This window comes from Haloferula sp. BvORR071, assembly GCF_000739615.1.
GTDB lineage: Bacteria > Verrucomicrobiota > Verrucomicrobiia > Verrucomicrobiales > Akkermansiaceae > Haloferula.
Genome location: NZ_BATP01000047.1, coordinates 24,468 through 36,845 on the forward strand (window position 1 = coordinate 24,468; position 12,378 = coordinate 36,845).

The window sequence follows — 12,378 nt, forward strand, 5'->3', positions numbered from 1 at the left end:
TTGATATGCGGGAGTTTTCTCCTGATATCTGACCCGCGCTGTCACGGCGCGGGCAAGAGTCCTTGGCGAGCCGGTCTTTTCTAGCCGGGGCGTGGACGGCCCAGCCGTCGCGCTCCCGGTCTGCTGCTCTTGGCCAGTTTCCCCCCGCTCGGTCCTATGATCCCCCGCTGCCCGCTCAGCGCCTTCCTCAGGCGTGCAATCTTGCTCCTTCTCCTTTCGGCGTTCTGCGCCGCACTTGCTCCAGTCGCCAGTGCCCAGAGTGTCTGGGGCGGCACCATGAGCTGGACCCAGACCGGACCCAAGACGGTCAATGTCGAGGTCACCCGGACCATCCGGCGTGGTCTCTATCCTGCGGTAAATGTTGGCGATACGATCAACACGGGATCCCTACTAAACTTCGGCGATGCGGGCCTTACCGCCGTCAATCTGGTCGTCACCTCGATCGATGCGGCCCGTGACAAGATGGTGACGAGCGGAGTCTTCCCGCATACCTATACCTTCAGCGGGAGTGGCAGTTTCACCGCATTCACTTCCACTTGCTGCCGTCCCGCTCCTTTGCCGGCGAACGGCAGCAGCGGGATCGACATGCGGCTGAGCGCCCAGGTGATCCTCGCGGAGAATGTCCCCGTCCGGAGTTCGCCGCGGGTCTATCTACCGGCTCAGGTGCTATACGCTCCCACCGGTGCGCCGTTGTCCTTTGCCATTCCGGCTTCGGATCCGGATGGCGATAGCTTCGGCTATCGCTTCGCCACCACGCCGGAGAGCTCCTTGACGACTCCGATTCCCACCGGTGCCACGCTGGATGCCAGCACCGGAGTCTTCACGCTGCCTGCCCAAGCCGCGGCGATCCGCCAGTGCGTGCAGGTGATCCTGGATGATGGCGAGGGCACTTCCTCTGTGGACATGGTATTCAGCTTTCTTGGCTACGCTACGGCTCCGCCTGCCTTCACGAGTCTGCCCGCAGGGAGAAATGTGATCGGCTACATCGGCCAGAATACAGACTTCCAGATCGCGGCCGTTGATCCAGAACTCACACCTTCGGATGCCACCGATATCGTCTTTGGGGCTCTTCCTCCCGGCCTCAGCCTCCTGTCTTCCGTGCCCTCCGGGGCGAACTCGAATACCCGCACCTTGAACATGCGCTGGTCCCCTCAGCCCGGGCAGACCACGGGGGCCTCCGCAATGACCTTCATGGCCATCAATCCCACAGGCGAAGCTGCGCTTACGACCCTGACCTTCACCGTCGTCACGCCTTATGCCGCGTGGGCGGCCACCGCTTTCCCTGCGGAGAGCCTTGCCAATCAACGGGAGCCGGGAGACGACCCGGATGGCGACGGCACTGTAAACGGGCTCGAGTTCGTCACTGGCGGCAATCCGTTGGTCGCAGCCCCACTTTTCACCAGCGAGCGCAATGCTACCGAATTGATCCTCAGTTACCCACGAAGGCGGAGCGTGCCGGTTGGCGCGGATCGCCCGCAGGTTTCAGTGGATCTCACTGGATGGCTTCCCGCCACCGGTCTCCAGCGTGAGGTCCTGCCCCTCGATGACACACGCGACCAGATCCGCCTGCATCTGCCGCTTGGCCCGCAGGCCCAGCAATTCCTGCGGGTGGTCTTCGACGAGGGTGCGTTCTAGATGAACTGGATTTAACGGGAATTTCCCCTGGGCCGATCCCTCCCACCCAAATCTTTCATCGGGCTTTGCAGATCCTAAACCATCGTTTATAGACCTCCGCCATGCCGAGCGATTTCTTCGATCCATCGGGCCTCCTGGAGAACGGCGGCCCGATTCTCTGGCTGCAGGCGGCCCTCGCATTTTTCGGGGCGGTGTTTGTGATCGAGCGGCTGTTTTTCTTCCACCGCGCCCGCATCAATGTGGGCGACCTGCTGGTCGGTCTCTCGAACCACGTCCGCCGCAAGGCTTACGCCGAGGCTAGCCACGAAGCGGCCCGCGCCCCCGGCCCGGTCGCCCGGGTCGCTCATTCGGTCCTGCTGCGGCACTCGATGGAGCGCCCGGACCTGCGTGATATCGCCCAAGAAGCTGGGCAGCTGGAGGTCCCGCGGATTGAGAAGAACCTCCGGGCGATCCTCGCCGTTTCCGTGCTGGCCCCGCTGACCGGAATGCTCGGAACGGTCCTCGGCCTGGCGGAGACTTTTCAGCGGATGACCGAGCGGAGCGGGGCGGCGGCAGGCACTTCCGAGCTGGCCTCCGGGGTTCTGATGGCGCTGGTAACCACCGCGGTGGGCCTGACGATCGCGATCCCCGCCTACCTTTTCTACCTCTACTTCCTCGGCCGGGCGAAGCGGCTCTTCCACCGCATCGAGCGCACCGGGATCGAGATGGTGAATATGATTTGCGACGCCCGCGCAGATACCGGAATCGTCTCGATGCGGGATGAACTTGAAGCCCGCCGCCGGGAAGAACGCAGCAAGAAGTGATGAAGCTGGAGTCCACGCTGCCGGAGCGGCCGGGATTTCTCTTTGTGGTCCCGGCGTTCAACCTGCTGGCCTTACTGATCTGTTTCATGCTCGTGCCGTCCTTCGTCAGCCAGTATGGCGTGGCGATGGAGCTGCCGGTGTCCCGCTACCAGATGGAGCGGCCGACCGATGCCACGGTGATCACGGTGACAGCCGCGAACCGCGATACTCCTCCCTCCTACTGGCTGGAGCGGGAAGATGTCTCGCTGAGTGAGCTTTCCGAACGCCTGGATGCCCGGCGCGGCGACGAGTCGAGCCCTGCCAGCACGGTCCTGCTCCAAGTCCAGAAGGGCGTGCCGGTCGAGATTCAGCAGAGCGTCGCGGAGATGGCGCTGCAAAAAGGCTTCCGTGTCTGGGTACTCGGCCAGCCGCCGGAGGATGCAGGGGCCCCCGCCACTGCCGTCCCCAAGCGGCGCTAACTCCCTCCTGATGTTCGGTTTACGCCACAAGCGAATCACTCGTGACCGCCAGCTCGGCTTGGTCTTCCAGTGGCGGTTGCCGGTGGGGAATTCGATGGGCTTCCTCGGTGCCTTCCTTTTGGTCTCCCTGATCACTGCCGGACTGGCCGCGACCGTGCGGGTCCGGGTCGGCGGTGGAGGGCCGCGGCATGCCGAGCGCCGCGCATCCCTGATCGTGGTGCCGCCGGGCGAGGACTGGCAGGCGCTCAAGACCCTGGCGACCGAAGCCGGTCCCTTCCCGGTGCGGGAGGACCCCTCCAAGGATCCCGCCGTGCAGGCCCTGATCCAGCGGGGGCTGGCGGCTGCCGGGACCCCCGGCTATCGCTACAGTCCCAGCTACCAGCCGGTCCACGTGGATCTGCCGGACCCTGCCAAGGAGGCCGAGGCCAAGATCTCTCCGGGTGTATTGCCCGAGCTGCCGCCCGCGGATCCCCCGGTGATTCCGGCCAATCCGCAGCCCGGGCTGGGCCTTTTGGTGCTGGCGACCAATGGGATGCGGGCCAAGGCCTCCGCGGTCCCGCCGCCGCCCGGAGCGCTGCCCGGCAACCGCTACCTGATCACTTATGATGCCGCCGGCCGGGTGACCCGGGTGAGCACTGTCTTTGCCCCCCCGGAGGCTGCCGCGGGGGCTGATGCCGTGGAAGTCTGGCTGCGTCAGGCGCGGATCGAAAATGGCGACAAGGACGGCGGCGGCACCGTCGTGGAAATCTCTGGCGCGCAATGATCGAGCTCTCCCTCACCGAACTGGCGGCATGGGCCATCGGCGCGCCGATGGTGCTGGTGGCCTTCTTTTCGTGGATCTCGCGCTGGTCGCACCGCAATGCGGAGCGCCGTTCGCTGAAGCGCCGGGTTTCTTGCCGGCTCTGCCTGCTGGTGGTTGAAGACGAGGGCCGCGGGCGTATTTTCCAATGTCCGCACTGCGGTGCTGACAATGAGCGGGGTCGCAACCGCAGCTTGGGATGAGGCTTGCCACCCATCCCGGTAGCATCTAAGGACGCCCGAAATCCGCCACCCAAGGCCCCATTCATCATTCAGATCCAATGAGCGAAAGAAGAGTCGTCATCACCGGCATCGGTTGCATCAGCCCCCTTGGCAATGACCTCCAGTCCACCTGGGATGGCATGAAGGAAGGCCGCAGCGGCATCGGCACGATCACCCTGCTCGATCCGGCACCCTACGAGTGCAAGATCGCCGGGGAGGTGAAGGACTTCGCTCCGGATTCCTATTTCAATGTGCCCAAGGACTCCCGCCGCAGCGACCGCTACGTGCAGTTCGCCGTGGCCGCCGCGAAGATGGCGCTCGGGGACAGCGGCGTGGATCTGGAACAGGTCGACCGCCGCCGCTTCGGCGTGATGGTGGGTAGCGGCATCGGCGGCCTTGGCACGCTGGAGCGCGAGCACGAAGTCTGCCTGACCAAGGGACCGAAGCGCGTCTCGCCCTTCACGATCCCGATGATGATTTCCAACATCGCCAGCGGCATCATCTCCATGGAGCACGGTCTCTACGGCCCGAACATGGTGATCGTCACCGCCTGCGCGACCTCGAACCACAACATCGGGGAAGCCTGGCGCATGATTAAGTTCGGAGATGCCGATGCCTTCCTGGCCGGTGGTGCCGAATCGACGATCCTACCGATGGGTCTCGCGGGCTTCGCCAACATGAAGGCGCTGAGCACCCGCAACGACGAGCCGGAGAAGGCCTCGCGTCCCTTCGACAAGAACCGCGATGGCTTCGTGATGGGCGAAGGTGCGGGTGTGGTGGTGATCGAGGAACTCGAGCACGCCAAGAAGCGCGGCGCGAAGATCTATGCCGAGCTTGTCGGCTACGGTGTGAGCGCGGATGCGCACCACCTCAGCGCGCCCTCCCCGGATGGCAGCGGCCCGGCCTATGCGATCGGCATGGCGCTCAAACACGCCAAGCTGAACCCGGAAGACGTCCAGTATCTCAACGCCCACGCGACCTCGACCGGTCTCGGCGATATCGCCGAAACCCGCGCGATCAAGCTGGCCTTCGGTGACTACGCGACGAATGGCCTGATGGTCAGCTCCACCAAGTCCATGACTGGCCACATGCTCGGCGCGGCCGGTGGCATCGAGCTGGTCGCCAGCGTGATGTCGATCGTGGACGGTGTCGTCCCGCCGACCATCAACGTGGAAGAGCAAGACCCCGAGTGCGACCTGGACGTGGTGCCCAACACCGCGCGCGAAGCAAAGGTGGACGTGGCGCTCAGCAACAGCTTCGGCTTCGGCGGGCACAATGCCTCGCTGCTGGTGAAGCGCTACTGAGGCTAGTGCACGCCCGGGGGCCTGCGACCTTGGCAAAGGGTCACTGGATATCCGCCTGGAGACACACGAAAAGCTTCGGTTTTCCTGCCTTCGGAATCGTGACGGTGACCCGGTCTACCCCGATGCCGAAGGCGTCGGGCTCCGTGTTGATGGTCACGCCGGCGACGTTGTTCTCGGCGGTGGCCCAGTCGGTGCTGAAGTTGCTGCCGTATCTCACTTTGTCTGGATAGCCCCCCAGGGCCGACATGAAATGCCGCCGGTAAACCACCTGAAAGCTGGTGGCGGTGGAAGTGATCACCGGTAGCAGTGAGCGCGAGTTGGAATTCGGCCCGCTGGGATCGCCACCGATGACGAACTCGATGCCGTTGGGGATGCCGTCGCCGTCCGAATCCACATTCGCGCCCGCGCCGGGAATGCCTTGGAGGGTCTCCCACTGTTGGTAGGGCGGATCGGTGGGGCCGCTGGCAACAGTGAGGGTGCCGGATCCCGCGACGCCTCCGCCATTGTAGGAAGCTGCGGCGGGATAGACCCCGGCCGGGAGCTGGATGCCAGCGTAGAAGAGTTTGGCGACGGTATCGGTGCCGGCGAAGTACAGATTAAGGTTGGCTCCATGGTCGATGCGCACGGTGGAGTTGTCGTTCAAGCCGGGTCCGCCAAGGGACAAATAGCTGTGGATGTATTGGGGGTAGAGGGAATGGACCTGGGTGTGGATAGTGGTGTCGCCGGTGTAGGCCGGTGCCTTGTTGAGGGTGACCCCGCCATAGCCGTCCGTGGTCAGCGAGCCGTTGCCGGAAACCGTTCCCTTCACCGTGAGAAAAACGGCAGTCATGGCGGAGCCCCCCGAGGTCGGGGGATGGCTGGCCTCGGCAATGAAAGTGGTGGGGCCGTTGATCTGGATATCGCCGGGCAAGATGTAGCCGGAGTTTGCGCCGTTAACCGAGATCGTGCCGTTGTAGAGCACCAGCGACTTGGCGAAGGTCGGCTTCTGGTAGGTCAACAATTGCTGTGAGACCGGGAAAGGGGAGCTCATGTAGAGGCCCCCGCCGTTCCGGATCGTGACCACATCCGCCGGGCTGCCGGAAACCACGGTGCCCTCGCCGAGGATCATGGAGCCCCCGTCGATATCGAGGTCCTTGATGTTGAAATCCGTCAGTCTCAGGCTGAGACTGCCGCGAAGGTTGAGCTTGTAATTGGCGCTCACGCTGCGTCGCGAGATGACACTGTCGTCCCAGTCGGAGCGAAGGCCGCTGGCGCTCAAGCCCCCGGCGATGGTGGTATCTCCCGCGAGGTAGAAGCCGCTGTTGGCGCTCACATCCCCCTTGATGGCACCTTGGCCATCCACGCCGTGACCGCTTACGGTGACGGCGCTCGCGAATCCGAACCCGGTCATATCCAGACAGGCACCCGGAGCAATGGTGAGGCTGGCATAGGGGAAGGGATTGCTGCGCTTCGCGACAATCTCCCCGGCGTTGAGCGTGACCGCTCCCGTGAAGCTTGGAGTGGAGGCGGGAAGGATCAGCCGCCCGGGCCCGGTCTTGCTGATGCCCACGCTGCCGCTGCCGGAGAACGCGGCGGAGGCAAGCGTTACATCGCCGCTGCGGTCGACCAGCAGTTGGCAGTTATTGAGGGCCAGCGACCCGCTGCCAAGGCTTCCTGTCGCTCCGCCATTCCCGAGCCGCAGGGTGCCGCCGTTGATCGCGACCGGGCCGGTGAAGCTGTTGTCGTTGGCCAAGGTCAGGGTGCCACTGCCGGTCTTGGTGAGCGAGGTGCTGCCGGTGATGCCCGCGCCGGTGAAGCTGTAGTTCTCGCTGCCATCGACCTTCATGGCATACGGCGCCACTGCCTCCGGGATCACCACGCTGTTGTCCGTCGCCGCGGTGGAATCGTTGAAGGCCACAGCGTCGCCCTCCAGATACGAGGTGGCCGTGCCGGTGCCCTCCAGCACCCAGTTGCCGCCGCTGGAGACATCCCACAGATTGCTGCCGGCACCGGTCCAAGTGATCCCTTGCGAAGCGCCGACGACGAGCTCAATGGCGGTATTGGCGGCGTTGAGTTCCAGTGTGGCGGCGGTGCGGCCCGGCAGCGGCATGAGTTCAAGCCCCGCCAGCCCCTGGCCGCCGATCGCGCCGGAATAGCTGATCAGGGGATAGCGGCCGGCGGCGATCGGCCCCTCCGCGATGACCCGGATCCGGTGTTTCTCAGGTGCCGTACCTCCTACGGAGAAGCCGCCGGCATCCATTACCTGCACCACATCCCGCACTGTGCCGCCTATCCGGAAGATCGAGGTTTCCGCCGGCACCAGGTTCGCCTGCTTCACCGCGGCCTCGCTGCCGACGTTGATGAAGGCGGTGCAAGAAGTCCCCGCCTGCAGCGCTGCGAGAATGTTCGCCACCGGCTCACCCGGATTGAAGGTGACGATCCGCGCCTCGTCCATCATGCCATTGAAATCATCGAGAGAAGGCGATCCCGCGAGGGTGGGAAAATTGTGGGACGGCTCGGCGGTGGCGGGGATGCCCTGATCCACTCCGTTGATGTAAAAGCGGGTCTCGTTGTTGGCGCGGATCAAGGCGAGATGGACCCACGTATCCGCCGTGAAATTCCCGGCCTGACCCGGGATGAAAACGTTCGTGGCGGCCTGGGCGCGCCATCCCTGGGGGCTCAAGGACAGGGCGCAGGACCCGGTGGCAAATACATTGCCGCCGACGGTCAGACTCGACTGCGGGGCCCGCGCAAATATGCCGAATGCAAAATTGTTTTTGGGCAGGCCGAGAATGGGCGAGGGCGGGCCTGGCGGGTAGACCGGGCCTCCCGGGTAGACCGGGCCTCCGGGGTAGGAGTAGAAGTCGGTACCCTGCTTCCCGGCAGCGCTCGTATCCACGCCGGCCGTGGAACCGGTGGCCGCCGCCGGCACCGCGTTGGCGAGCGCCCATTGCTGGCCGCTGCTGATGCCGGACAAGCGGTTGAAATGGCGGTTGAAGCCGTTGCTGTTTAGCGGAGTCGGATAAGTGGGGCTGAAGCTTCCCGCTTCACCGAGATGATACTCGGCGAAAGGGAATACAGCACCGCGCGAAACGGCGGCAGGGAGCAAGGCCATCAGGCCGGTGAGGATGAGTTTCACGGGGGGATGGAGGTTGCTATCAGATAGAGGGCTCCGGGAATCATATCAAGAAGTTAGGCAGAGGTCGGAATCGCCGGACGCGGTAAATTGACCTCTCCGTCCGGCTCGCGACCCCCGGGCAGGTGTTCACCAGGCTCCATGCCCCTTGCCGCCGGACGGATTTCGGAGCTAGGGTCTGCCGTGACCAATCCCGTTCATATCCACCACTCGCAGGTCAGCTTCGCGGATACCGATTGCAGCTCGTGGCTGCATTTCCCGAAGATCTTCCGGCATGTGGAGGAGGCGGAGCACACCTTCCTGGCAGGGCAGGGGATTCCGGTCATCGACCGGGAACTCGGCGGCTGGCCGCGGGTGCATGTGTCCTGTGACTTCAAGCGGCCGCTGTGCTTCGGCGACAAGATCGAGGTGCAGTTGGGAATCGAGAGGATCGGCGCGGCCTCGGTGAGTTGGATCTTCGAGGTGCTGAAGGACGGCGAGGTCTATGCCTTCGGCAAGATGACGACCGTGCGGGTGGACAATCAGGGCAAGCCACTGGTGATCGATGAGGAGACGCGGGTGAAGCTGGGGGCGGATGGAAATCGCCCTGCCGATCCCACTTGAGGATTTCTGCCACAGCGTTCAACCTAGCAGGCGATCCCATGAGCCAGCTCTTCCTCCTCGTCTTCAAGGCCCTCTACTTCCTCTGGTTCACCGGGGGGAGGGCCGAGGTGAAAATGGAGCCGCTGGCACCGCCTCCGCCGCAAGCGGCAGGGCTTCCGCGCAAGGCTCCCGTGATTATTCGGGTGACGGCGGACGGAGGTCTCAGCTTCGAAGGCCAGAAGCTCGCCCTTGATGTCCTGCAGCAGAAACTCGCAGCCCGTATTGCCCAAGAGAAGGACTTCGCAGTGATGATTCGCGGCGATGCTGCCGCTACCCTTGAGCGAATCGCCGCCGTGGCGGAGGCCTGCGGCAAGGCCGGCGTTTGGAATGTTTCCCTTGAGACGGAGAGGAACGCAGGACCTCAGTTCGAGGAAGAGCGGGATTGAGATCCTCTAACTCGTTTGCCGACGGGGATCGGCGCCCCTGCGGCGGGTTTTTCACACACTTATTCACACCTACGCGATCGCGTAGGGTGGAGCGGGTCCGAGCGGTAGGTGTAGGGATTACCACTACAAGTGGACTCCAAGTGGGCTTTTCAGCGTCGTGCCCGCCAGATTCGGCGTGAGCAACCATGCGGATTGCAAGGTGCCTCTCTAAGATAAGCGAAGTGTTAATTCATGTATTTCATCGGGTGAGCTTGCTTATTTGTTATTATTGGAAGTCGGATTGTCCTATTTAATAAACTCTTGCTCAACGAGTTGTGCTCATGCCAATCTAACGGTATGACGTTACCCCCCGATGTCTTGCCCCTCGCGTCGATCAGCGCGATGCGGCCCGTGTTCCTGATCATTATGGGAGTATTCCTCCTGCTCACCGCCTGGCGGATCACCCGCGGCACGACCGGCTGGGCCCCCCGGCTCCTGATGGGCGGCGCGATGATGCTGGCGATTGGCTACTCAGTAATCGTGCCGCTCTACCAAGGTGGTGTCCTGATGGCGATTCCGGCCTCGGGCATCGTCGTTGGAGATGCTGCGAGCGCGGTCGCTTGGGAAGTCATCAAACTGGTGACGATGAATGGCGGCTGGCTGGTCTTCGGCCTCGGTCTGGCCATCCACGCCGGGGTCTTCGAAACCGAGAAGTCCGCCGCTCCGGTCCAAGTTCCAATTTCCTCCTCTTCCATTCATGAGCCCCTTCGTTGATTTCGTGATCAAAAACGGCTTCCTGATGGATGCCTGCGGCGTGATCGGCCTGGGCCTGCTGGGTCTCGGCGCGGTTCGCCTCTCGCGCCGCTACCAATCCTGGGGCGGTTCGCTGCTCGCCTTCGGTGCCATGCTGCTGCTGATCGGTCGCCTGTGGGTGATCGTGATGAAGCAATTCATGACGGCCAAGGCCGCGGCGTCGATGGGTCACACCATGAGCGAGCTGGTGATGCTGGCACCCTTTGTCCTGCTGACTGCCGGTCTGGCCGGTGTGGTCTGGGGCCTCTGGGGCCACGAACAATGGTTGCGCTCCGAGCGCTGACAAACAAAACGGCTTTTCCCCCGGATAGGGCGGCATCTTCTTCCTGCGAGGGAGGTGCCGCCCGCTTTGTTTTCCGGGGGGCAATTCTCCGCGTTGTTTTTTACCCTTCGCAAGCTGCCTCCCGCAGTGCCAAGTTCCCCCCAGAAGTATGTTTGAAGTCCGCGAGAAGCCCGAGATGGTCGAGCGCGCCCTGCTGGTGCGCTTGTTTTTCGACCCACGCGAGGAGGTGGAATCGGAGGCCTTGCTGGTCGAGCTTGGCGAGCTGGTCGGCACCCTCGGCATCGGCGTGGTGGATACCCTGCTGGTCCGCTGCCGGGAGATGCACCGGAAATTCCTCTGCGGCACCGGCAAGGCGGCGGAGATCGCGGAACTTGCCAAGGCCCACGAGTGCGACTGCCTCGTCTTCGACAATCAGCTTGCCCCGTCCCAACAACGCGAATGGGAAAAGGCGGCGAACATGACCGTGCTGGACCGCGAGGAAGTGATTCTCGATATCTTCGCGCGCCGCGCGCAGACCAAGGAGGCCCGCCTCCAGGTGGAGCTGGCGCGGATGCAATACGCGCTGCCACGGCTAGCCCGGATGTGGGGTCACCTCGACCGTGAGGGTGGCTCGGGCGGCACTGCCGGAGGCGGAGCCGCATCCCGCGGCATGGGTGAGAAGCAGATCGAAGTGGACCGCCGGATGGCCAATGTCCGCATCGACCGCGCGCGCCGCGAACTGGAGGACGTGCGCAAGCAGCGCGCGACCCAGCGCAAGGAGCGCGAGAAAATGGAAACGCCGCACGGTGCGATCGTCGGCTACACCAATGCCGGCAAGTCGACCTTGCTCAACAAGCTCAGCGGCGCCGATGTCTTTGCGAAGGACATGCTTTTCGCCACGCTCGACACGACGACGCGTAAGATCGAGCTGCCCGATGGCCAACCGCTGCTCATCACGGATACGGTCGGCTTTGTCCGCAACCTGCCGCACCGCTTGGTGGAGGCCTTCAAGGCGACCTTGGAAGAAGCCGTGCTCGCGGACTTCCTGATCCACGTGCTGGATGCGACCTCACCGGAGATTGAACGGTTCCATGCGACTACCCTTGAGGTGCTCGGCGAACTCGGTGCGGTGGACAAGCGCACTATCACCGTGCTGAACAAGATCGACCTTGTCGCCGATCCCGATCGTCTTGCGGAACTCCACCAGCTTTATCCCGACGCGCTGCCCATCTCCGCGGCCAGCGGGCAGGGGCTCGATGTGCTCCTGCAGAAATGCTCCGAGGTGATGGCCGACCGCGTGCGCCGCAGGCGCTACCGGATTCCCCAAAGCCGCGCAGATCTCATCGGCATGCTGCACCGCGATGCGAAGGTGCTGTCCACGGAGTATGAGGACAATGACATCCTTGTGACCGCCGTGGTGCCTGCTGCGATCGCGGGGAGGCTGGAGGAGTTTGGGGAGGGGTGATCGGAGTCACTTCGATGCAGCCATCCAACATCCGTAAGCCGACTGATCGACCGCAGCGTGGGCCTCGAGGCGGGCCGAAAGGTCCACCGAAGCGGCGCCGGCGCTTCGGAATCATAGCGACTTTTTTCTATCTCGTCTTCCTGTTCGTCCCGGCGGTCGCGGTTTATTGTCTCGCCCGCGATACCGATTGGCGTGTGGTAGCAGTTTACTTCTGCTTGGTCTCCGGGGTGGCCTTCCTTCTTAACTGCGATGACAAGAGTAGAGCGCAAAAGGGTTACTGGCGGGTTCCAGAACACGTGCTTCACCTTGCCGAGCTCGCTGGAGGTTGGGCCGCCGTGTTCGTTGCCCAGCGAATCTTGCGTCACAAGACATCAAAGACCCGCTATCAAGCCGCGTTCTGGATGATCGGGCTCCTTCATCAATATATCGCCTGCGATTTCATGATCGATTGGAGAATGACGAAGGCGCTTTTCGAGTGAGGCGAGATGCCGGTGTC

General features: G+C 63.5%; 13 protein-coding genes. 12 read left to right on the forward strand and 1 reads right to left on the reverse strand.

Annotated elements, in window-relative coordinates:
* Positions 1-201 precede the first annotated feature (201 nt).
* From BV071_RS24200 to fabF, 6 genes are all read left to right on the forward strand, one after another.
* Entirely contained in the window at positions 202-1,635 is a 1,434-nt protein-coding gene (locus BV071_RS24200) for a hypothetical protein (RefSeq protein WP_265594814.1), read from the forward strand.
* 101 nt (positions 1,636-1,736) lie between these two features.
* Positions 1,737-2,438, forward strand: coding sequence for a MotA/TolQ/ExbB proton channel family protein (locus BV071_RS24205; protein WP_052573834.1), 702 nt, complete (start codon positions 1,737-1,739; stop codon positions 2,436-2,438).
* Positions 2,438-2,896, forward strand: a complete 459-nt coding sequence (locus BV071_RS24210; RefSeq protein WP_035612625.1) for a biopolymer transporter ExbD — start codon at positions 2,438-2,440, stop codon at positions 2,894-2,896. Before BV071_RS24205 ends, BV071_RS24210 begins: the two co-directional genes overlap by 1 nt.
* Before the next feature lie 10 nt (positions 2,897-2,906).
* Positions 2,907-3,659, forward strand: a complete 753-nt coding sequence (locus BV071_RS24215; RefSeq protein ID WP_265594815.1) for a hypothetical protein — start codon at positions 2,907-2,909, stop codon at positions 3,657-3,659.
* Complete coding sequence (locus BV071_RS24220) at positions 3,656-3,898, forward strand: hypothetical protein (RefSeq protein WP_035612632.1); 243 nt, start codon at positions 3,656-3,658, stop codon at positions 3,896-3,898. Before BV071_RS24215 ends, BV071_RS24220 begins: the two co-directional genes overlap by 4 nt.
* 77 nt (positions 3,899-3,975) lie before the next feature.
* Positions 3,976-5,220 (forward strand): beta-ketoacyl-ACP synthase II, encoded by a 1,245-nt coding sequence (fabF, locus tag BV071_RS24225; protein ID WP_035612635.1) that lies wholly within the window; start codon positions 3,976-3,978, stop codon positions 5,218-5,220.
* A gap of 40 nt (positions 5,221-5,260) precedes the next feature.
* Here fabF and BV071_RS24230 read toward each other — a convergent pair whose 3' ends face one another.
* Positions 5,261-8,338 (reverse strand): autotransporter-associated beta strand repeat-containing protein, encoded by a 3,078-nt coding sequence (locus BV071_RS24230; RefSeq protein WP_035612638.1) that lies wholly within the window; start codon positions 8,336-8,338, stop codon positions 5,261-5,263.
* Between the two features lie 138 nt (positions 8,339-8,476).
* Between BV071_RS24230 and BV071_RS24235 the strand changes: the two genes are divergently transcribed.
* The 6 genes from BV071_RS24235 to BV071_RS24260 all read left to right on the forward strand — a co-directional run bounded on the left by BV071_RS24235 (position 8,477) and on the right by BV071_RS24260 (position 12,361).
* Positions 8,477-8,938, forward strand: coding sequence for a thioesterase family protein (locus BV071_RS24235; protein ID WP_081886207.1), 462 nt, complete (start codon positions 8,477-8,479; stop codon positions 8,936-8,938).
* A gap of 38 nt (positions 8,939-8,976) precedes the next feature.
* Positions 8,977-9,363 carry a biopolymer transporter ExbD gene (locus BV071_RS24240; protein ID WP_035612641.1) on the forward strand — a complete coding sequence of 129 codons (387 nt, stop codon included), beginning with the start codon at positions 8,977-8,979 and terminating at the stop codon, positions 9,361-9,363.
* A 336-nt stretch (positions 9,364-9,699) separates the two neighbouring features.
* Positions 9,700-10,116 carry a hypothetical protein gene (locus BV071_RS24245; protein WP_265594816.1) on the forward strand — a complete coding sequence of 139 codons (417 nt, stop codon included), beginning with the start codon at positions 9,700-9,702 and terminating at the stop codon, positions 10,114-10,116.
* The gene (locus BV071_RS24250) at positions 10,100-10,438 is read left to right on the forward strand and encodes a hypothetical protein (protein ID WP_035612650.1); all 339 of its coding nucleotides are present in this window, start codon (positions 10,100-10,102) and stop codon (positions 10,436-10,438) included. The genes BV071_RS24245 and BV071_RS24250 overlap by 17 nt, the downstream gene beginning before the upstream one ends.
* 148 nt (positions 10,439-10,586) lie before the next feature.
* Positions 10,587-11,882 carry a GTPase HflX gene (hflX, locus tag BV071_RS24255; RefSeq protein WP_035612653.1) on the forward strand — a complete coding sequence of 432 codons (1,296 nt, stop codon included), beginning with the start codon at positions 10,587-10,589 and terminating at the stop codon, positions 11,880-11,882.
* Positions 11,883-11,896: 14 nt separating this feature from the next.
* A complete protein-coding gene (locus BV071_RS24260) occupies positions 11,897-12,361 on the forward strand; it encodes a DUF1294 domain-containing protein (protein WP_265594817.1) in 465 nt (154 codons plus the stop codon).
* Positions 12,362-12,378 lie beyond the last annotated feature (17 nt).